The organism is Streptomyces doebereineriae (assembly GCF_031845645.1).
Lineage (GTDB): Bacteria > Actinomycetota > Actinomycetes > Streptomycetales > Streptomycetaceae > Streptomyces > Streptomyces canus.
Window position 1 is genome coordinate 17554 of record NZ_JAVREZ010000027.1, and the last position, 18565, is coordinate 36118.

The following is an 18565-nucleotide window of genomic DNA, read 5'->3' on the forward strand; positions in this document are numbered from 1 at the left end:
GCGATGGTGTGGCCGTGGGACGCGGGTGTGTGAGGACATGCGTCTGCCCTCCCGGTCGTGGGGTGGGAGGGCAGCGAGGGGGGAGTAGGTCAGCCGTTGCGAGGGCCGGGGAAGGCGGTGGGTCTTGCCTCGTCGCGGAGCGTGGGGCTGCCCGCGGTGGGCTGGGTCGGCATGGAGCGGGCCGCGGGAACGGTCGGAACCGCAGGCACCGTGGGGATGCCGGTGTTGACACTGACCGTGCGGGCCCCCGAGGTCTCCGTGGCCCGTTCGGCGTCGGCTGTCGCCTGGGCCGCGGCGCGGCGGGCGCCGTAACGACGGTGGACCGCCTGCTTGGTGACGCCGAGGGCGGAGCCCACCGCGTCCCACGAGAAGCCGAGTGAGCGGTCGAAGTCGACCGCGGCCGTCACCAGGGTCTCGACACTGTCCCGCAGTTCCTGCGCGAGACGGACCGTGGGGGCGGGGGCGCGTCCGTAGACGACGAAGCCCGTGGAGGGGCCGGAGCGGCGCGGGCGGTAGACGTTGCCCAACTGGGCGGTCAGGGTGCGCAGTGCGTCCACCTGCCGGCGGACCCGCTCGATGTCCCGCACCAGCAAGTGCAGGCTGGCCCGAGCCTGGGCGTCGTGGGTTGCGTGGTCGGCCATGAACAAGCCTCTCGAACCGGCGTTGAAAAGGATGGGGCCGCGATCGCGGCCCGTTGTGGTCAACTCTTTCTTGACCAACGCGTTTACGCTCCGCTGGTCACGCAGTGGGGGCGTACCGGCATATGCGTGCGCCGGGGGCGGGGAGTTCGCGCCTTGATCGGGAACACGGGTCTCGCCGCTGGGGTCCCTCTCCGGCCGTGCGGCGGTCGGAGCTCGCCATAGACTTGTGTGTTGCCCGTCGTCACCCGTCCGAGTCACCCGTCCGAGAGGCCCTGTCCACCCATGAAGCTCGTCTTCGCCGGTACTCCCGAGGTCGCCGTTCCCGCTCTGGACGCTCTCATCGCCTCCGGGCGGCATGAGGTCGCCGCCGTCGTCACGCGGCCGGACGCGCCGGCCGGGCGGGGGCGCCGGCTGGTCGCGAGCCCGGTCGCGGAGCGGGCCGAGGAGGCGGGGATCGAGGTGCTGAAGCCCGTCAAGCCGCGGGATCCGGAGTTCCTCGAGCGGCTTCGTGAGATCGCCCCGGACTGCTGCCCCGTCGTCGCCTACGGCGCCCTTCTGCCCCGAGTCGCCCTCGACATCCCCGCCCATGGCTGGGTCAACCTGCACTTCTCGCTGCTGCCCGCCTGGCGTGGGGCCGCTCCTGTGCAGCACTCCATCATGGCGGGGGACGAGATCACGGGCGCTTCGACGTTCCTCATCGAGGAGGGGCTCGACTCCGGGCCCGTCTACGGCACCGTCACCGAGGAGATCCGGCACACCGACACCAGTGGTGACCTGCTGACCCGGCTCGCCTTCGCCGGTGCGGGGCTGCTCGCCGCGACCATGGACGGTATCGCCGACGGCGCGCTGAAGCCCGTACCGCAGCCGTCGGAGGGCATCACCGTCGCTCCGAAGATCACCGTCGAGGACGCGCGGGTCGACTGGGCCGCGCCTGCCCTGCGGGTGGACCGGATCGTGCGAGGTTGCCACCCCTCGCCCGGTGCCTGGACGACCTTCCGCGGCGAGCGGCTCAAGCTCATCCAGGTCCAGCCGGTTCCCGACCGGACGGATCTCGCCCCCGGCGCCCTCGCCGTCGGCAAGAACAGCGTCCACGTCGGTACCGGGTCGTACGGCGTCGAGCTGCTGTGGGTGCAGGCACAAGGGAAGAAGCCGATGAAGGCCGCGGACTGGGCGCGGGGCGTCAGGATCTCGGACGGGGAGACCGTCGGCGGGTGACGCGCCGGCGCCGGCGCGGCCTGTCAGCATGGTCGGTGACGGCGACGGTGAGCCGCAGGGCGCCGGTCTCCGGAACGGCCGGTGGCGCCGGACCAGGCTGCCGACGGTGGTCAGGACGGCGAACGTGAGGGCGGGATGCCGGAAGGCGCGCCTGCCGGTCGGGTGGCGTCGGTCGTCGGAGCGCCGGGGTCCAGGCTCCGTCGTGCGGCGGTGGTCGGTGGATCGGGTGGTGGTTGCGGCGGTGGCCGGTGGCGTGGGTTCTTGGGGTGCCTGTGTCTTGGGCAAGTCGCGCGGGCAAGAGGCCCGAGTCGCGCGGCGTCGGTTGTCGGCGTGCCGGGGTCGCGCTCCGTCGCGTGGCGGTGCCCGGCTCCCGCGTGTGACATCCCGTCTCGCGATCACCCCGGCCTCGAAGGGTGACGTCGCCTCCCGCGGACGTACGCTTGGGGCGTCACCAGACCTTGAACCCGGAGCACCTTTTTCGTGAGCGACCAGCCCCGTCGGCCCCACAAAACCGGCAAGCCCTACCGTCGGCCCCAGAAGGACCCCGTCCGCATCCTCGCCTTCGAGGCGCTGCGGGCCGTGGACGAGCGGGACGCGTACGCCAACCTCGTCCTGCCGCCGCTGTTGCGGAAGGCGCGGGAGAAGGGCGGCTTCGAGGCGCGGGACGCTGCGCTCGCCACCGAGCTCGTGTACGGGACACTGCGCCGGCAGGGGACGTACGACGCGATCATCGCCGAGTGTGTCGACCGGCCGCTCCGCGAGGTCGATCCGCCGGTGCTCGACGTGCTGAGCCTCGGGGCGCATCAGCTGCTCGGGACACGTATCCCGACGCACGCCGCCGTGTCCGCCTCCGTCGAGCTCGCGCGGGTCGTACTCGGGGACGGACGCGCCAAGTTCGTCAACGCCGTGCTGCGGAAGATCGCGCAGGACGACCTCGACGGGTGGATCGCCAAAGTGGCTCCGCCCTACGAGGACGATCCCGAGGACCATCTCGCCGTCGTCCACTCCCACCCCCGCTGGGTGGTCTCCGCGCTGTGGGACTCCCTCGGCGGCGGGCGGGCCGGCATCGAGCGGCTGCTGGAGGCCGACAACGAGCGGCCCGAGGTGACCCTCGTCGCCCGGCCGGGGCGGTCCACCGCCGAGGAACTGCTCCGCGAGGAGTCCGCCGTGGCAGGGCGCTGGTCGCCGTATGCCGTACGGCTGTCCGAGGGCGGTGAGCCCGGTGCCGTCGACGCCGTACGGGAAGGCCGGGCCGGGGTGCAGGACGAGGGGAGTCAGCTCGTCGCGCTGGCCCTCGCGAACGTGCCTGTCGAGGGCCGGGACGAGAAGTGGCTCGACGGGTGCGCGGGGCCGGGCGGCAAGGCCGCGCTGCTCGCCGCACTGGCCGCCGAGCGCGGGGCCGTGCTGCTCGCCTCCGAGAAGCAGCCGCATCGGGCCGGGCTCGTCGCCAAGGCGCTCGCCGGGAATCCCGGGCCGTACCAGGTCATCGCCGCGGACGGGACCCGGCCGCCGTGGCAGCCGAGGAGTTTTGACCGGGTGCTGATGGATGTGCCGTGCACGGGACTCGGGGCGTTGCGGCGGCGGCCGGAGGCTCGGTGGCGGCGTCGGCCCGAGGATCTGGAGGGGTTCGGGCCATTGCAGCGGGGGTTGTTGAGCACCGCGCTGGACTCCGTCCGGGTGGGCGGAGTCGTCGGATACGCGACCTGTTCGCCTCATCTCGCGGAGACGAGGGCCGTTGTCGAGGACGTGCTCAAGCAGTGGCCGTCCGCCGAGCTGGTCGATGCGCGGCCGTTGTTCCCCGGCGTGCCGGAGCTGGGGGAGGGGCCGGACGTTCAGTTGTGGCCGCATGTGCACGGCACCGATGCCATGTATATGGCGGTCATCCGTATGACAGGGTGATCTAGTCGGGTGTCCGCGGCGCCGTCGTGGCGGGTCGCGCGGTTCCCCGCGCCCCTGGGTCGGTCGGCTCACCGTTGGCCAGTTTGCTGGGCCACCACACCTTCTCGCCCACGTCCAGGAACAGGGACGTCACCAGCACCGACCGCACGATGAACGTATCCAGCAGGACGCCCAGCGCCACCGTGAAGCCGATCTCCGCGAAGGCGACCATCGGCAGGGTGCCGAGGGCGGCGAAGGTGCCGGCCAGGACCAGACCGGCGGAGGTGATGACCGCGCCGGTCGCGGCCAGACCCGTGATCACGCCCGCGCGGGTGCCTCCGTGGGCCGCCTCCTCGCGGATGCGGGTGGTCAGGAAGATGTTGTAGTCGATGCCGAGGGCCACCAGGAAGACGAACACGAACAGCGGGAAGTCCGTGGACTCGCCCGCGTAGTCGAACACGTGGCGGAAGGCCAGGGCACTGATGCCCAGGGCCGCCGCGAAGGACAGGATCACCGTCCCGATCAGCAGCAGCGGCGCGATCAGGGCACGCAGCAGGCCGCACAGGATCAGCATCACCACGACCAGCACCAGCGGGATGATCAGTATGTTGTCGTGCGTGGTCGCCTTGTCCATGTCCAGCAGGGCGGCCGTACCGCCGCCGACCTGGGCGTCGGCGTCCGGGACCGCGTGGACGGCGTCCCGGACCCGTTCCACCGTCTGTTTCGCGGCCTCGCTGTCGGCCGGGGCGGTCATCGTCGCCTCGAAGAGGACCTTGCCTTCGAATGACGGTTTCGTGCCCGGCGGCAGGCCGAGGGACGTGGGCACGACTCCCCGCGTTCCCGCGACCGCCTCGCCCACCTGTTGGGCCTGGGCCTGGTTGCTGACGACGACCAAGGGATCGCCGCTGCCCGCCGGGAAGTACTCCGCGGACACCTCCTGGCCGGTGATCGAGTCCGGTTTCCCGGTGAACGCGTCCGCGTTGCTGATGCCTTCGGCGCGCAGCTGGATCAGGCCCAGCGAGCAGATCACGAGGGCCGCCGCCGTGGCGCTCCAGACCATCCGCGGGCGGAGGGCCATACGGCGGCCGGCGCGGGCCCAGAGGCCGGTCTCGATGCGGTCGGGGTCGCCGAAGTGCGGGATGGCCGGCCAGAAGATCCAGCGGCCGAAGATCACCAGCAGGGCCGGGAACAGGGTCGTCATCGCCAGCAGGGCGACCGCGACACCGATCGCGGCGACCGGGCCGAGGCCGCGGGTCGAGTTCATCTCGGCGGTCAGCAGGACCAGCATGCTCAGGACGACGGTCGCGCCCGAGGCGAGCACTGCCGGGCCCGCGCGGTGCAGGGCGAGGGCCATCGCCTCGTGGCGGTCCTCGTGGTGGTGCAGTTCCTCCCGGTAGCGGGCGACCAGCAACAGGGCATAGTCGGTCCCCGCGCCGAAGACGAGCACGGTCAGAATGCCCGCGCTCTGGCCGTTGACGGTCAGTCCCGCGTGCTCGGCGAGCAGGTAGATGAAGGCCTGTGCGGTGAACAGCGCGGCGACCACGGAGAGCAGCGGGACCAGGAGCAGGGTGGGGCTGCGGAAGGTGATGAGCAGCATGACGATGACGACGGCCATCGCCGACAGCAGCAGAGTCGAGTCGATGCCCTCGAAGGCCTCGGAGAAGTCCGCGGACGTGCCGCCTGGGCCGGTGATGTGCACGGCGAGGCCGTCGCCGCCCTTGCCCACGACGTCACGGATGGAGTCGACGGCGGGTGAGATCTCCTCCCAGCCCTTCTCGTCCATGGTGATCGGGACGAGGATCTGGGCCGCGCGCGGGTCGCTCTGCCGGTCGTAGATCGGGCCCCGGGTCTCCGAGCCGCGGATGCCGTGTGCGGTGAGTTGTTTGAGCTCGGCCGTGTCCTTGGCGATCGCGGCCCGCTCCTGCGGCGTGAGGCCGCTCTCGCGCGCGTAGACGACGACCGCGGGGATCTGTTCCGGCCTGAAGTCCTCGGAGAGCTGGAGGACCTGGGTCGACTCCGCGGAGCCTGGCAGCCAGGAGGCCGCGTCGTTGTCCTGGGCGTCGGTGAGCTTGGAGGCCAGGGGCGCCGTCAGGAACAGCACCACCAGCCACAGCGCCAGCACTACCCACTTGGCACGCCGTCCGCAGACGAAGTGCGCGATGCCCCGATTCCCGGTCATGGCCACCCCCGGCGCCACCAGTCGAGCCGATCAGCCGCCCAGCATGACACGCACAGGTCGTCCATAACATCCGATGAACGGCTTAGGTCTGGACCGGCGCGCTCCTTCGCGCCCCGGCATGGGAGGCTTGGGGCATGGCCGCGCAGATCAATCCCAGCATCCTGTCCGCCGACTTCGCCCGCCTCGCGGACGAGGCGAAGGCGGTCGAGGGAGCCGACTGGCTCCACGTAGACGTCATGGACAACCATTTCGTCCCGAACCTCACGCTCGGTGTGCCGGTCGTAGAGTCTCTGGCCCGTGCGACGGACACCCCGCTGGACTGCCATCTGATGATCGAGGCCCCCGATCGCTGGGCGCCCCAGTACGTAGAGGCGGGGGCTTCCTCCGTCACGTTCCATGTGGAGGCTGCCGCCGCTCCGGTCCGGCTCGCCCGGGAGATCCGGGCCAAGGGCGCCCGCGCCTCCATGGCGCTGAGGCCCGCGACACCCATCGAGCCGTACGAGGACCTGCTCCCCGAGCTCGACATGCTGCTGATCATGACGGTCGAACCCGGTTTCGGGGGACAGGCCTTCCTCGACATCATGCTCCCCAAGATTCGCCGGACCCGCGAGTTGATCAGCAAGCACGGGCTTGAGCTGTGGCTCCAGGTCGACGGTGGCGTCTCGGCCTCCACCATCGAGCGCTGCGCGGACGCGGGCGCCGATGTCTTCGTCGCCGGGTCCGCGGTCTACGGGGCGTCCGACCCCGCCGAGGCGGTACGTGTATTGCGCAACCAGGCGGAGGGGGCGACCGCTAAGGCTTCGTGGGCGTGCGACCACTGAGCCAAGGGAACGTGAACGGCTTCGATCAGGGCTGATCAAGTGCGCCGGATCTGCAAGGATGAACGGCGAATCCAGAGTGTGAACAGCAGTGAGGAGATCGCCGTGTCGGGTATGTCGGCTGGCCGGTCAGCCATGCGGATGGGACCCGCTGAGCTGGTGCAGGCGGCGGCCATGGCCCGCCGCTTCTACCTCGAGGGCAAGTCCAAGATCCAGATCGCCGAGGAGTTCGGCGTCAGCCGCTTCAAGGTGGCCCGGGTCCTGGAGACCGCCCTCGAACGGGATCTCGTACGCATCGAGATCCGCGTGCCGGCCGAGCTGGACGCCGAGCGCTCCGACGCGCTCCGCGCCCGCTACGGCCTCAGGCACGCCGTCGTGGTCGAGTCCCCGGCCGAGGCCCAGGACTCACCCGACCCCGAGAACCTGGGAGAAGTGGCCGCCGACCTGCTCGGCGAACTGGTCGACGAGGGCGACATCCTGGGCCTGGCCTGGGGTCGTTCCACCATCCACATGGCGGCCGCCCTCGACCGGCTGCCACCGTGCACGGTGGTGCAGTTGACGGGTGTGTACGACGCCGGGACCGCCGAGCGCGGTTCGGTGGAGGCGGTGCGGCGGGCCGCCCAGGTGTCCGGCGGGGACGCCCACCCCATCTACGCGCCGATGCTGCTGCCGGACGCGGCCACCGCGGCCGCGTTGCGCAACCAGACCGGAATCGCCCGGGCCTTCGAGTACTTCGACAAGGTCACGGTCGCCTGTGTCTCCATCGGCTCCTGGGAGCCGGGCATCTCGACGGTGCACGACATGCTCAGCGACGAGGAGCGCGGCCACTACGCCTCGCTCGGCGTCGCCGCCGAGATGTCCGCGCACCTCTTCGACTCCGAAGGGCGCCGGGTCGGGCGGGACCTGGGCGAGCGGTGCATCACCGTCAAGGCCGACCAGCTCCGCCGTATCCCCGAGGTCGTCGCGATCGCCGGGGGACAGCGCAAGGCGGCCGCGATCGACGCGGTGCTGCGGTCCGGACTCGTCACCAGCCTGGTGACGGACACGTCCGCCGCGGACTACCTGATGACGGCGGGGACGACGCCGAAGCCGGCGCTCAACAGGTCGGACCCGGACGGGCCCTGACGGAAGGTCATGAGGGGCGGCCGTGGCAGCATCGAGCGCATGCTGCTGCGGTTCGTCTCCCGAATGCTTCTGTGCGTCCTGGTCCTGACGGGGTGTTCGGCCACCGACAACGACCCCTCGCGGGGCGGCGGCCTGGCCACCGTCCAGGAGTCGAAGCTCCCGGCCGAGGCCCGGCAGACCCTCGAACTCATCGACAGGGGCGGGCCGTTCCCGTACGCCAAGGACGGCTCGGTCTTCGGGAACTTCGAGCGGCTGCTGCCCGCGCACCAGCGCGGTTACTACCACGAATACACCGTCCCGACGCCGGGCTCGCGCGATCGCGGGGCCCGGCGCATCGTCACCGGGCAGGGCGGGGAGATCTACTACACCGATGATCACTACGACTCGTTCAGGGCGGTACTGAGATGACGGCACGCGTGGTCACGCTGGACCTCGACGGGGTCGCGGACAAGGCGGGCCTGATGGACCGCTGCGTCCGCGATCTCCGGCTGCCGGACTGGTTCGGCCGCAACTGGGACGCGCTGGCCGACGTCCTGTCCGACCCGGGCCTGTGGTCCGCGGACGGCTCCGAGGACGCCGGCGAAGAGGAGACCGTCGTCGTCGTACGGAACTGGGACCGGTACGCAGGGGCGCGGCCGGACGAGTGGGCGACCGCGCGCGAGGTGTTCTCGCAGGCGTCCGCGCTCACCGTGGCGCTCGCCCTTGGAGGTTCGTCCTAAGGCCTCTCCGGGCGGTCTGGACGATTCGCCCGTGGGTGGTAATCCGGCCGGCATGGGAGAATGAAGTACGTGCTCTTTCCCCCTGGCTGACCTGTCCGGGGGCCACCTCTGATCGACTGGGATGTGCAGCACGTGCGTTTCCTCAACGACATCCAGCCCCCGTACGACCTGACGTACGACGACGTCTTCATGGTCCCGAGCCGCAGCGCCGTCGGCTCCCGGCAGGGCGTGGACCTCAGCTCGCCGGACGGCACGGGCACCACGATCCCGCTGGTCGTCGCCAACATGACCGCCATCGCCGGACGCCGCATGGCCGAGACCATGGCCCGCCGCGGTGGCCTCGTGGTCATCCCGCAGGACATCCCGATCGAGGTCGTCACCGAGGTCGTCTCCTGGGTGAAGAGCCGCCACCACGTCCTGGACACCCCGATCGTGCTGGCCCCGCACCAGACCGTCGCCGACGCGCTGGCCCTGCTGCCCAAGCGCGCGCACAACGCCGGTGTGGTCGTCGACGAGGACGGCCGGCCCGTCGGTGTCGTCACCGACCAGGACCTGACCGGGGTCGACCGTTTCACGCAGCTCGCCGAAGTCATGTCGCGCGATCTGCTGCTCCTCGACGCGGACATCGACCCCGGTGAGGCCTTCAACCGCCTGGACGCGGCCAACCGCCGCTACGCCCCCGCCGTCGACCAGGACGGCCGCCTCGCCGGCATCCTCACCCGCAAGGGCGCCCTGCGGGCCACGCTGTACACCCCGGCCGTGGACGCCCGGGGCAGGCTGCGCATCGCCGCCGCCGTGGGCATCAACGGCGACTTCGCGGAGAAGGCCAAGCAGCTGCTCGACGCGGGCGTCGACACACTCGTCATCGACACCGCGCACGGCCACCAGGAGTCGATGATCACCGCGATCAGGACGGTGAGGGCGCTCGACCCGCAGGTCCCGATCGTGGCCGGCAACATCGTGGCCGCCGAGGGTGTGCGGGACCTGGTCGAGGCGGGCGCGGACATCATCAAGGTCGGCGTCGGCCCCGGCGCCATGTGCACCACCCGCATGATGACCGGCGTCGGCCGACCGCAGTTCTCGGCGGTCCTGGAGTGTGCCGCCGAGGCGAAGAAGTACGGCAAGCACGTGTGGGCCGACGGCGGTGTCCGGCACCCGCGCGACGTCGCAATGGCGCTGGCCGCCGGCGCGTCCAACGTGATGATCGGGTCCTGGTTCGCGGGCACCTACGAGTCGCCGGGCGACCTCCAGCAGGACGCCAGCGGACGGCTCTACAAGGAGTCCTTCGGCATGGCGTCCGCGCGGGCGGTGCGCAACCGCACGTCGGACGAGTCGGCGTACGACAGGGCCCGCAAGGCGCTGTTCGAGGAGGGCATCTCCACGTCCCGGATGTTCCTCGACCCGTCCCGCCCGGGTGTCGAGGACCTGATCGACTCGATCATCGCGGGCGTTCGCTCCTCGTGCACCTACGCAGGTGCGGGCTCCCTGGAGGAGTTCGCCGAGAAGGCGGTCGTCGGTATCCAGAGCGCGGCCGGCTACGCCGAGGGCAAGCCGCTGCACGCCAGCTGGGGCTGAGTCCGCTGTGCCCGGCCCCCGTTGAAAATCGGGGGCCGTCCGCCTTCCCGGTCCGTACGGTCGTCGTATGGAGATCAGCGTCTGCCGGAGCGGCGATGTCGCGCTGCTCGACCGGTACCTGGGATCGCCCGGAGTCACGTCCTTCCACGCCCGGCGGTTCGCGCGGCAGGAGGCGGGGGAGTGCACGTATCTCGTCGCCTGGCTGCAGGGGCGGCTCGTGGGGCACGCGGAGCTGCGCTGGATCGGGTGTGCCGCCCCCGAGGTCACCCTGGACTGCCCCGAGATCGGCGGTCTTGCGGTCTGGCCCGAGGATCTGCGCTCACGCGGGATCGGCACCGAGCTGATCCGGGCCGCCGAAGAACTGGCCCGGAAGCGGGGTCTGACAACCGTGGGCATCGGGGTCGGGCAGGACAACCCGCGCGCGGCGGGCCTGTACGCACGGCTCGGCTACCGGCCGGTGACCGACTACCTGGACCGCTACTCGTACCAGGACCACGACGGCACGACCCGTGAGTGTGTCGACGCCTGCACCTTCCTCGTCCGAGAACTTTCGTCAGGCCACCTTGACGTCAAGCCTGCTTGACGCAAACCTGGGAGCATGACGACACCCGAGAGCATCGAGCCGCAGTACACCCTGCTGACCGCCGTCTCCCGGCTCGACGAGCTGCGCATGCGGGAGGCGATGGGCGGGGCCACGGACACCCCCGACCGGGCCGAACTGCTCGAACTCCTCGCCCTGAGCGAGGTCGTGGCCCGCAAGGCGTCCTACGGCCGTCAGCTGACCGTCCGCGCGGCCCGCGAGGCCGGCGCCTCCTGGTCGCAGATCGGGGCCGCGATGGGCACCAGCAAACAGGCCGCGTGGGAGGCCCACACACGGTGGATCGACGCCCAGCGGGAGGCGTACGGCAAGCCCGGCCAGATGGGGTTCGACGAGGCGGACGTGGCTGAGGCGCGGGCCGTGGCGGGGGAGCCGGAGGACCGCTGACGAGGGCTGACGGGCACCGCGCGGGGGTACGCGCAACGAACGCCCGCCCATCGGCTCGGAACGCAACGATCTTGCGAGTGCGTGCAAGGTTGCTGCATTACGACTGTGACGTCCGGGCTCGTAGGGTGCTGCGCTGTACTCACCTGCAGCGACGAAGGAGTCAGCGCGTGCTCGACCAAGGTGCACCCACGCACCACCGCACCCAAGAAGCCCCCACGTCCCCGGGGCTCGGCGCGCGCCTCATGCGGCGCAAACCCGTGGAACGCCTGGTCGCGGAGGGCGGCCAGGGCGAGGGAGGGGCCCTCAGGCGCTCCCTCGGACTGTGGCAGCTGACGATGATCAGCATCGGCGCCACCCTCGGCACCGGCATTTTCGTCGTGCTGGGCGAAGCCGTGCCGAAGGCAGGCCCCGCCGTCACCCTCTCCTTCGTGATCGCCGGCCTCACGGCCCTCTTCTCGGCCCTCTCCTACGCCGAGCTCGCGGGCACCATCCCGGTCGCCGGGTCCTCGTACTCGTACGCGTACGCAACCATGGGCGAACTGATCGCCTGGATCTGCGGCTGGTGCCTGGTCCTGGAGTACGGCGTCTCGGTCGCCGCCGTGGCTGTCGGCTGGGGCGAATACCTGAACGAGCTCCTCGACGGGACCATCGGCGTCACCATCCCGGACGCGCTGTCCGCCCCGCCCGGCGACGGCGGTGTCTTCAACCTCCCGGCACTGATCGTCGTCCTGCTCGCCATGGCCTTCCTGCTGGGCGGGGCCCGCGAGTCCGCCCGCGCCAACACCGTCATGGTCGTCGTGAAGATCGCCGCGCTGGTGCTGTTCTGCGCGATCGGCATCCAGGGCTTCCGCTCCGGCAACTACGCGCACTTCATGCCGCTCGGGATGGCAGGGGTCAGCGCGGCCGGTGCCACGCTCTTCTTCTCGTACATCGGCTTCGACGCAGCCTCCACGGCCGGTGAGGAGGCGAAGAACGCCCAGCGCGACCTGCCCCGCGCGATCATGCTGTCGCTGGTCATCGTGACCGCGCTGTATGTGCTGGTCGCCGCCGTCGCGGTCGGCGCGAAGCCCTGGCAGCACTTCAACGACTCCGAGGCCGCCCTCGCCCAGATCATGCGCGAGATCACCGGCCAGAGCTTCTGGGGCACCCTGCTGGCGTTCTGCGCGGTCATCGCCATCGCGAGCGTCGTCCTGACCGTGCTCTACGGCCAGACCCGCATCCTCTTCGCGATGTCCCGGGACGGACTCGCACCGAAGGTGTTCGGCCGGGTCCACCCGAAGACCGGCGCGCCCCGGGCGAACACGGTGATCGTGTCCCTGTTCTGCGGGGTGCTGGCGGCGGCCATCCCGCTCGGCCAACTCGCGGACGCCACCAGCATCGGCACGCTCTTCGCCTTCGCCCTGGTCAACATCGCCGTCGTGGTGCTGCGCCGGACCCGCCCCGACATGCCCCGCACCTTCCGCGTCCCGCTCTCGCCGGTCTTCCCGGCGCTGGGCTTCGCCTTCTGCGTCTGGATGATGGGCAGCCTGTCCACCGTCACCTGGGTGGTCTTCGGGGTCTGGATGGCCGTCGGGCTCGTGTTCTACTTCCTGTACGGCCATCGCCGTTCCCGACTCGCAACACCCGAAGGCTGATCCACCCACCGTGCTGAACGATCTCGACGAACGCATCGTGCACGCCCTCGCCGAGGACGCCCGCCGCTCCTACGCGGACATCGGGCAGATCGTCGGTCTGTCCGCGCCCGCCGTGAAGCGCCGCGTGGACCGGCTGCGCGCCACCGGGGCCATCACCGGATTCACCGTACGGGTGGACCCGGCGGCCCTCGGCTGGGAGACCGAGGGGTTCGTCGAGATCTACTGCCGGCGCAACACCTCCCCGGAGACCATCCAGCGGGGCCTGGAGCGCTACCAGGAGGTGGTGGCCGCCTCCACCGTCACCGGGGAGGCCGACGCGGTCGTCCAGGTCTTCGCCTCCGACATGCGGCACTTCGAACGGGTCCTGGAGCGGATCGCGGGGGAGCCGTTCGTGGAGCGAACCAAGTCGGTCCTGGTCCTCTCCCCGTTGCTGCGCCGCTTCTCCTCGGGCTCGCCTACCTGACCCGCTCGGCACGACGCCGCGCCGCCGCCAGCAGCCGCCCGGTGAGCAGGGCGTGCGCGCCGGAGGAGATGACCAACAGCCGGTAGAGGGCACCGCCGGGTCCGGGAAACCGGGCCCGGGTCTCGGCCCGCAGCCGGGTGCGCCCTGGGGTGGTCTCCTCGAGGCGGAAGACCAGGGCGTACGTCGAGAAGTGGTGCCGTCCGACGAGGACCAGCTCCCGTCCCGGGACCGCGTCGGCCACCCGGAACCCGGGAAAGGCCGACCCCTCGGCGAGGGGCCGGGGTCCGGACGCCGTACGGTCGACGACTCCGACGAGACGGGCGTAGCGGGGTCGGCCGAAGGACTGTTCCAGGGTCTCGCCGAGCGCGTGCCAGACCTTGACGGCCGTCGCCGAGACGATCACCGCATGCTCGTCGACCGCGGGCAACATACCGATGTCCAACGGAACCTCCTGTCGGGCGGGAACCCTACTCCGCTGTCTTCCGCGCCAGCGCGTTGTTGCCGATCGAGTTGTGCACGCTGAAGCTCACCGCGTCCGAACGGTAGCGGTCGTCCGACCACTCGACCGGGCGTCCCTCGCGGGTGGTGGTCACCCGGCGGACCCTCAGGAGCGGGCTCGTGCGGCGGACTTCCAGCAGCTCCGCGTCCTGCGCTCCCGCCGCCACCGCGTCGATGACGTGTTCCCCGTAGGCGAAGACCAACCCTGTGTCGTCGTACAGGCGTTGGGTGACCGAGGGGCACTCGGGCTCGATGGACTCGACGGTCGGGGAGATCCAGTCGGCGTACACCGTCCGCTCCAGCAACACCGGTTCGCCGTCCAGTCCGCGCACCCGCAGGACATGCAACACCGGTGTGCCCATGGCCAGTTGGAGGCGCACCGAGTCCTCCTTCGTGGCCGGCCGGTACTCCTGTGCCACCACCCGGCCGGTCGCCGCACGGCCCATCGCCCGGGCCCATTCGGCGAAACTCCTGAGCTCCGCGAAGCTCTGGCTGCGGCGACTGGCCAGGACCACGCGACGGGCACCCTGCCGGGAGCCGATCAGGCCCTCGGTGGTCAGGGCCGCGACCGCCTGGCGGACCGTCCCGCGCGAGACGCCGTAGTGCGCCGCGAGCTCCGTCTCGGCGGGCAGCAGACTGCCGACGGTGTACTCCTCGCGGTCGATCGCCCGACGCAGTTCGTCGGCGATCTCCTCGTGACGCGCCCCCATGCTTCCCCTCTGAGTCGGTCTCTGTGCACAGCGTGACCAGGGTAGTCGACCTCCCGAAGGGTATGGAGAGGGCTCAGATTGTGCGGGAATTCGGGGTCAGCGTTTCGCCAGTGTTTACCGGCGCGACACCAGCGGCAGCCTTACTGAGGCCAACTTGTTCAGACAAGTTATCCCTCTTGGCTCCTGCACCCTCGCGCGTCCCCTGGAGAAGCCGTGACCGTGTCCCTCCCGAGAACAGCCGCCCTCGGTGTCCTCGCCGCCCTCACCCTGAGCGCGTGCGGCGCAGCCCCCGACAGCGCGTCGACCACCGCCGACGGCAAGAACGCCGCCACCGCCGCCTCGGCCGCGGACTTCGGCGGTATGGACAAGCTGGTCGCCGCGGCGAAGAAGGAGGGCACGCTCAACGCCATCGCGCTGCCCCGCGACTGGGCCAACTACGGCGCCCTCATCGACGGCTTCACGAAGAAGTACGGCATCAAGATCTCCGTCGAGAACCCCGACGGCTCCAGCCAGGACGAGATCAACGCCGTGACCTCGCGCAAGGGACAGACCCGGGCGCCCGACGTCCTCGACCTCGGCAGCTCCTTCGCCCTCAGCGCCGCACAGCAGGGCCTGCTCGCGCCGTACAAGGTGGCGTCGTACGGCGACATCCCCACCGGGCAGAAGGACCCGCAGGCCCGCTGGTACAACGACTACGGCGGCTACATCTCCATCGGCTGCGACGCGAAGCGGGTCAAGACCTGCCCCACCACCTTCGCCGACCTGCTCAAGCCGCAGTACAAGGGCCAGGTCGCCCTCAACGGCAACCCCACCAAGTCCGGTTCGGCCTTCGGCGGCGTCTACGCGGCCTCGCTCGCGAGCGGCGGTTCCTTCGACGACATCCAGCCCGGCCTCGATTTCTTCGCCAAGATCAAGAAGAACGGCAACTACACGCCTGTCGAGTCGACCCCGGCCACCGTCGAGAAGGGCGAGACGCCGATCAGCATCGACTGGGACTACCTGAACGCCGGGTACGCCGACGAGTTCAAGTCCAAGGGCGTCGACTGGAAGGTGTCGGTGCCGAGCGACGGCCAGTTCTCGCAGTACTACTCCCAGGCCGTCAACAAGGACGCCCCGCACCCCGCGGCCGCCCGCCTGTGGCAGGAGTACCTCTACAGCACCGAGGGCCAGAACCTGTGGCTCAAGGGATACGCCCGCCCGGCCCTGATGACCGCCATGGAGAAGGCCGGCACCCTCGACAAGACGGCCGCCGCCAAGCTGCCCCAGGTCTCCGGCACCCCGTCCTTCCCGACCGAGGCCCAGCAGGACAAGGCCAAGACGGTCCTCGGACAGGGCTGGGCGAAGGCCGTCTCCGGATGACGGCCACCGCCGTACGTGTGGACACGGCGCCCGCCGCTCAGGTGAAGCGGCGGCGCAGGTCCCTCGGCTGGATCGCCGTCGTCCCGCTGCTCGTGTTCGTCGCGGTCGCCTTCGGGCTGCCCGCGATCGCCATGCTGGACGGCGCGTTCACCGCCAAGGACCCGGCCACCGGGGCGACTTCGTACACCGTCGACAACCTGACGGCCTCCCTCAAGGGCGCGTATCTCACCGCGCTGCTCGGCAGCGTGAAGCTGTCGGCCGTGTCCGCCGCCCTGGCGACTGCTTTCGGCCTGCCGCTGGCCCAGGCCGTGGTGTCCTCCCGCTTCCGCGGGCTGCGCGAGGCGGTGCTCACCGCGTCCGGAGTCCTCGCCAACTTCGGCGGTGTCCCGCTGGCCTTCGCCTTCGTCGCCACGCTCGGCAACGCCGGCGTGCTGACCCGGCAGCTGGGTCTCACGGACAAGGGCTGGGACCTCTACAGCTTCTGGGGCCTGGTCATCGTCTACCTGTACTTCCTGATCCCTCTCATGGTGCTCACCATCACGCCCGCCCTGGACGGACTGCGCACCCAGTGGCGCGAGGCGGCGCAGAACAACGGGGCAACGGGCGTGCAGTACTGGCGTTTTGTGGCCCTGCCCGTCCTGCTGCCCACGCTTCTCGGCGGGTTCGTGCTGCTCTTCGGCAGCGCCTTCGCCGCGTACGCCACCGCCGCCGCGATGGTGGGCAGCTCCATCCCGCTGGTCACCCTCCAGATCGCCGACGCGATCTCCGGCAACGTGCTCGTCGGCCAGGAGAACGTGGCGCTCGCCCTCAGCCTCGACATGGTCCTGGTCGCGGGCCTGGTCATGGCCGTGTACCTGCCCCTGCAGCGGAGGAGTGCGCGATGGCTCGCCTGAACCTGTGGCGGTGGGGCGTGCTCGGCCTCGCCGGGCTGTACTTTCTGGTGCCGCTCGCCGCGTCCGTCGTCTTCACCGTCGACGTGCCCGGCCAGGGGATCACCTTCGACGCGTACACACAGATCTTCTCCACCGACGGGTTCGTCTCCAGCCTGCTGCTCTCGCTGGAGCTGGCCCTCGCCACCATCGCCGTCGTCCTGCTGCTGATGGTGCCCGCGATGGTCGCGCTGCGGCTCGGCGCGCCCCGGCTCAGGCCGCTCGTCGAGGTGGTGTGCTCGCTGCCCCTGGTCGTCCCGCCGATCGCGTTCGTCGCCGGCCTCGGCACAGTCCTCAAGTGGGGGCCCGACCACCTCTCCCGCACCCCGCTGTTCGAGACCTTCGTGGCGATCCAGAACCCCGACTTCCCCTTCGTCCTGGTCCTGGCCTACGTCGTGATGGCGCTGCCGTTCGTCTACCGGGCACTGGACGCCGGGCTCCGCGCCGTCGACGTCCGCACCCTCGTGGAGGCCGCCCGCAGCTGCGGTGCCGGCTGGCCGCAGGCCCTCGTCCAGGCCGTACTGCCCAATCTGCGCGGCGCCCTGCTCAACGCCTCGTTCCTCACGCTGGCCCTGGTGCTCGGCGAGTTCACGGTGGCCCAGCTCCTGGGCTTCCGGCCCTTCGCCGTGTGGATCGTCAACGTCAGCGGCTCGCAGGCCCAGTTGTCCGTCGCCGTGTCCGTGCTCAGCCTGCTCGTGACGTGGGTGCTGCTCCTCGTCCTGGCCGGCTTCGGCGGCCGCACCCGTACTACTTCCCGGGGATGATCCATGCTTGAAACAGCGGCAACCGTCGAATTCAGCGGGATCAGGCGGGAGTTCGGCCCGACCGTCGCCCTCGACGGCCTCGACCTGACCGTCCAGCCCGGTGAGCTCGTCGCCCTGCTCGGCCCGTCCGGCTGCGGCAAGACCACCGCGCTCAGGATGCTCGCCGGCTTCGAACACCCCGACTCGGGGGAAGTGCTGGTGGACGGCGAGGACGTCACCCGGGTCCCGGCCCACCGCCGGGACGCCGGGATGGTCTTCCAGTCGTACAGCCTCTTCCCGCATCTCGACGCGCTCGACAACGTGGCCTTCGGACTGCGGATGCGCAAGGTCCGGACGGCCGAACGGCGGTCCAGGGCTGCCGAGTTGCTGGACCTGGTCGGGCTCGCCGAGAAGGGCGGGCAGTTCCCGCACCAGCTCTCCGGCGGTCAGCAGCAGCGGGTCGCGCTCGCCCGGGCGCTCGCCCTGCGCCCGCGCGTGCTGCTGCTCGACGAGCCGTTGTCGGCGCTGGACGCCAAGGTGCGGCTCACCCTGCGCGAGGAGATCCGGCGGCTCCAGCAGGAGCTCGGCATCACCACCCTGTTCGTCACCCACGACCAGGAGGAGGCCCTGTCCATGGCGGACCGGGTCGCCGTGATGCACGCCGGGAAGCTCGAACAGTGCGCGACGCCGAGCGAGCTGTACGGCCGCCCCGCCACCGCCTTCGTCGCCGAGTTCGTCGGCACGATGAGCCGGATCCCGGGACGCCTCGCCGACGGCACGGTCGACGTGCTCGGGCAACGGCTGCCGGTCGACGGCCCGGTGCCGTCCGCGACCGAGATCGACGTACTGGTGCGGCCCGAGGCCGTGCGGGTACGGGCCGCGGCCGACGGGAAGTCCCGCGTGGTCGCCACGTCCTTCCTGGGCGCGTCCGTCCGCGTCACCGTCCGGCTCGCCGACGGCACCGCCGTGAAGGCCGATCTGCCCGCGCACGAGGCCGCCGAACTCACAGCGGGTGCCGCGGTGAGCGTGTCGCTGCCGGAACGGCCGGTGCTCGTGGCCGGACGTACGTCCTGATCTTCCAGAAAGAGGCATCC

At 70.8% G+C, this 18565-nt stretch carries 19 protein-coding genes; 15 read left to right on the top strand and 4 right to left on the bottom strand.

What is annotated here, in order from left to right:
* Positions 1-89 precede the first annotated feature (89 nt).
* Entirely contained in the window at positions 90-641 is a 552-nt protein-coding gene (locus RNB18_RS45300) for a hypothetical protein (protein WP_311719989.1), read from the bottom strand.
* A gap of 282 nt (positions 642-923) precedes the next feature.
* On the opposite strand from RNB18_RS45300, the gene fmt reads away from it, so the two are divergent.
* Together fmt and RNB18_RS45310 are read left to right on the top strand one after the other, a co-directional pair.
* The gene (gene fmt, locus RNB18_RS45305) at positions 924-1856 is read left to right on the top strand and encodes a methionyl-tRNA formyltransferase (RefSeq protein ID WP_311719991.1); all 933 of its coding nucleotides are present in this window, start codon (positions 924-926) and stop codon (positions 1854-1856) included.
* A gap of 480 nt (positions 1857-2336) precedes the next feature.
* Complete coding sequence (locus RNB18_RS45310) at positions 2337-3755, top strand: RsmB/NOP family class I SAM-dependent RNA methyltransferase (protein WP_311719992.1); 1419 nt, start codon at positions 2337-2339, stop codon at positions 3753-3755.
* 1 nt (position 3756) lies between these two features.
* On the opposite strand, the gene RNB18_RS45315 is transcribed toward RNB18_RS45310, so the two are convergent.
* Entirely contained in the window at positions 3757-5913 is a 2157-nt protein-coding gene (locus RNB18_RS45315) for an MMPL family transporter (RefSeq protein WP_311719993.1), read from the bottom strand.
* 134 nt (positions 5914-6047) lie between these two features.
* Between RNB18_RS45315 and rpe the strand changes: the two genes are divergently transcribed.
* The 9 genes from rpe (at position 6048) to RNB18_RS45360 (ending at position 13232) form a co-directional block, all read left to right on the top strand.
* Positions 6048-6734 (top strand): ribulose-phosphate 3-epimerase, encoded by a 687-nt coding sequence (rpe, locus tag RNB18_RS45320; RefSeq protein WP_311719994.1) that lies wholly within the window; start codon positions 6048-6050, stop codon positions 6732-6734.
* A gap of 78 nt (positions 6735-6812) precedes the next feature.
* Positions 6813-7856, top strand: coding sequence for a sugar-binding transcriptional regulator (locus RNB18_RS45325; RefSeq protein WP_057614141.1), 1044 nt, complete (start codon positions 6813-6815; stop codon positions 7854-7856).
* Positions 7857-7895: 39 nt separating this feature from the next.
* Entirely contained in the window at positions 7896-8264 is a 369-nt protein-coding gene (locus tag RNB18_RS45330) for a ribonuclease domain-containing protein (RefSeq protein ID WP_311720066.1), read from the top strand.
* Positions 8261-8575 carry a barstar family protein gene (locus RNB18_RS45335; RefSeq protein WP_311719995.1) on the top strand — a complete coding sequence of 105 codons (315 nt, stop codon included), beginning with the start codon at positions 8261-8263 and terminating at the stop codon, positions 8573-8575. Before RNB18_RS45330 ends, RNB18_RS45335 begins: the two co-directional genes overlap by 4 nt.
* A gap of 132 nt (positions 8576-8707) precedes the next feature.
* Positions 8708-10150 (top strand): GuaB1 family IMP dehydrogenase-related protein, encoded by a 1443-nt coding sequence (locus RNB18_RS45340; RefSeq protein ID WP_311720067.1) that lies wholly within the window; start codon positions 8708-8710, stop codon positions 10148-10150.
* A 67-nt stretch (positions 10151-10217) separates the two neighbouring features.
* Complete coding sequence (locus RNB18_RS45345) at positions 10218-10733, top strand: GNAT family N-acetyltransferase (RefSeq protein ID WP_311719996.1); 516 nt, start codon at positions 10218-10220, stop codon at positions 10731-10733.
* 15 nt (positions 10734-10748) lie between these two features.
* Positions 10749-11135: a hypothetical protein gene (locus RNB18_RS45350; RefSeq protein ID WP_311719997.1), complete on the top strand. Its 387-nt coding sequence runs from the start codon at positions 10749-10751 to the stop codon at positions 11133-11135.
* Positions 11136-11302: 167 nt separating this feature from the next.
* Positions 11303-12769 carry an amino acid permease gene (locus RNB18_RS45355; protein ID WP_311719998.1) on the top strand — a complete coding sequence of 489 codons (1467 nt, stop codon included), beginning with the start codon at positions 11303-11305 and terminating at the stop codon, positions 12767-12769.
* 10 nt (positions 12770-12779) lie between these two features.
* Positions 12780-13232 (top strand): Lrp/AsnC family transcriptional regulator, encoded by a 453-nt coding sequence (locus RNB18_RS45360; protein WP_007380661.1) that lies wholly within the window; start codon positions 12780-12782, stop codon positions 13230-13232.
* On the opposite strand, the gene RNB18_RS45365 is transcribed toward RNB18_RS45360, so the two are convergent.
* Complete coding sequence (locus tag RNB18_RS45365; RefSeq protein WP_311719999.1) at positions 13225-13674, bottom strand: hypothetical protein; 450 nt, start codon at positions 13672-13674, stop codon at positions 13225-13227. The two genes, RNB18_RS45360 and RNB18_RS45365, sit on opposite strands and share 8 nt — an antisense overlap.
* Positions 13675-13699: 25 nt before the next feature.
* Positions 13700-14440 carry a GntR family transcriptional regulator gene (locus tag RNB18_RS45370; RefSeq protein WP_059207979.1) on the bottom strand — a complete coding sequence of 247 codons (741 nt, stop codon included), beginning with the start codon at positions 14438-14440 and terminating at the stop codon, positions 13700-13702.
* 213 nt (positions 14441-14653) lie between these two features.
* Between RNB18_RS45370 and RNB18_RS45375 the strand changes: the two genes are divergently transcribed.
* From RNB18_RS45375 to RNB18_RS45390, 4 genes are read left to right on the top strand one after another with little or no spacing between them, the layout of a single operon-like run.
* Positions 14654-15799, top strand: a complete 1146-nt coding sequence (locus RNB18_RS45375; RefSeq protein ID WP_311720001.1) for an ABC transporter substrate-binding protein — start codon at positions 14654-14656, stop codon at positions 15797-15799.
* The gene (locus RNB18_RS45380) at positions 15796-16692 is read left to right on the top strand and encodes an ABC transporter permease (RefSeq protein ID WP_311720002.1); all 897 of its coding nucleotides are present in this window, start codon (positions 15796-15798) and stop codon (positions 16690-16692) included. The genes RNB18_RS45375 and RNB18_RS45380 overlap by 4 nt, the downstream gene beginning before the upstream one ends.
* Positions 16680-17492: an ABC transporter permease gene (locus RNB18_RS45385; protein WP_057614133.1), complete on the top strand. Its 813-nt coding sequence runs from the start codon at positions 16680-16682 to the stop codon at positions 17490-17492. The genes RNB18_RS45380 and RNB18_RS45385 overlap by 13 nt, the downstream gene beginning before the upstream one ends.
* A gap of 3 nt (positions 17493-17495) precedes the next feature.
* A complete protein-coding gene (locus tag RNB18_RS45390; RefSeq protein ID WP_311720003.1) occupies positions 17496-18545 on the top strand; it encodes an ABC transporter ATP-binding protein in 1050 nt (349 codons plus the stop codon).
* Positions 18546-18565 lie beyond the last annotated feature (20 nt).

Excerpts from the sequence above, each read along its gene's own strand:
- RNB18_RS45385 (WP_057614133.1), top strand. The coding sequence starts at position 16,680 with ATGGCTCGCCTGAACCTGTGGCGGTGGGGCGTGCTCGGCCTCGCCGGG.
- rpe (WP_311719994.1), top strand. The coding sequence starts at position 6,048 with ATGGCCGCGCAGATCAATCCCAGCATCCTGTCCGCCGACTTCGCCCGC.
- RNB18_RS45335 (WP_311719995.1), top strand. The coding sequence starts at position 8,261 with ATGACGGCACGCGTGGTCACGCTGGACCTCGACGGGGTCGCGGACAAG.
- fmt (WP_311719991.1), top strand. The coding sequence starts at position 924 with ATGAAGCTCGTCTTCGCCGGTACTCCCGAGGTCGCCGTTCCCGCTCTG.
- RNB18_RS45380 (WP_311720002.1), top strand. The coding sequence starts at position 15,796 with ATGACGGCCACCGCCGTACGTGTGGACACGGCGCCCGCCGCTCAGGTG.
- RNB18_RS45330 (WP_311720066.1), top strand. The coding sequence starts at position 7,896 with ATGCTGCTGCGGTTCGTCTCCCGAATGCTTCTGTGCGTCCTGGTCCTG.
- RNB18_RS45345 (WP_311719996.1), top strand. The coding sequence starts at position 10,218 with ATGGAGATCAGCGTCTGCCGGAGCGGCGATGTCGCGCTGCTCGACCGG.
- RNB18_RS45390 (WP_311720003.1), top strand. The coding sequence starts at position 17,496 with ATGCTTGAAACAGCGGCAACCGTCGAATTCAGCGGGATCAGGCGGGAG.
- RNB18_RS45315 (WP_311719993.1), bottom strand. The coding sequence starts at position 5,913 with ATGACCGGGAATCGGGGCATCGCGCACTTCGTCTGCGGACGGCGTGCC.
- RNB18_RS45370 (WP_059207979.1), bottom strand. The coding sequence starts at position 14,440 with ATGGGGGCGCGTCACGAGGAGATCGCCGACGAACTGCGTCGGGCGATC.
- RNB18_RS45350 (WP_311719997.1), top strand. The coding sequence starts at position 10,749 with ATGACGACACCCGAGAGCATCGAGCCGCAGTACACCCTGCTGACCGCC.
- RNB18_RS45300 (WP_311719989.1), bottom strand. The coding sequence starts at position 641 with ATGGCCGACCACGCAACCCACGACGCCCAGGCTCGGGCCAGCCTGCAC.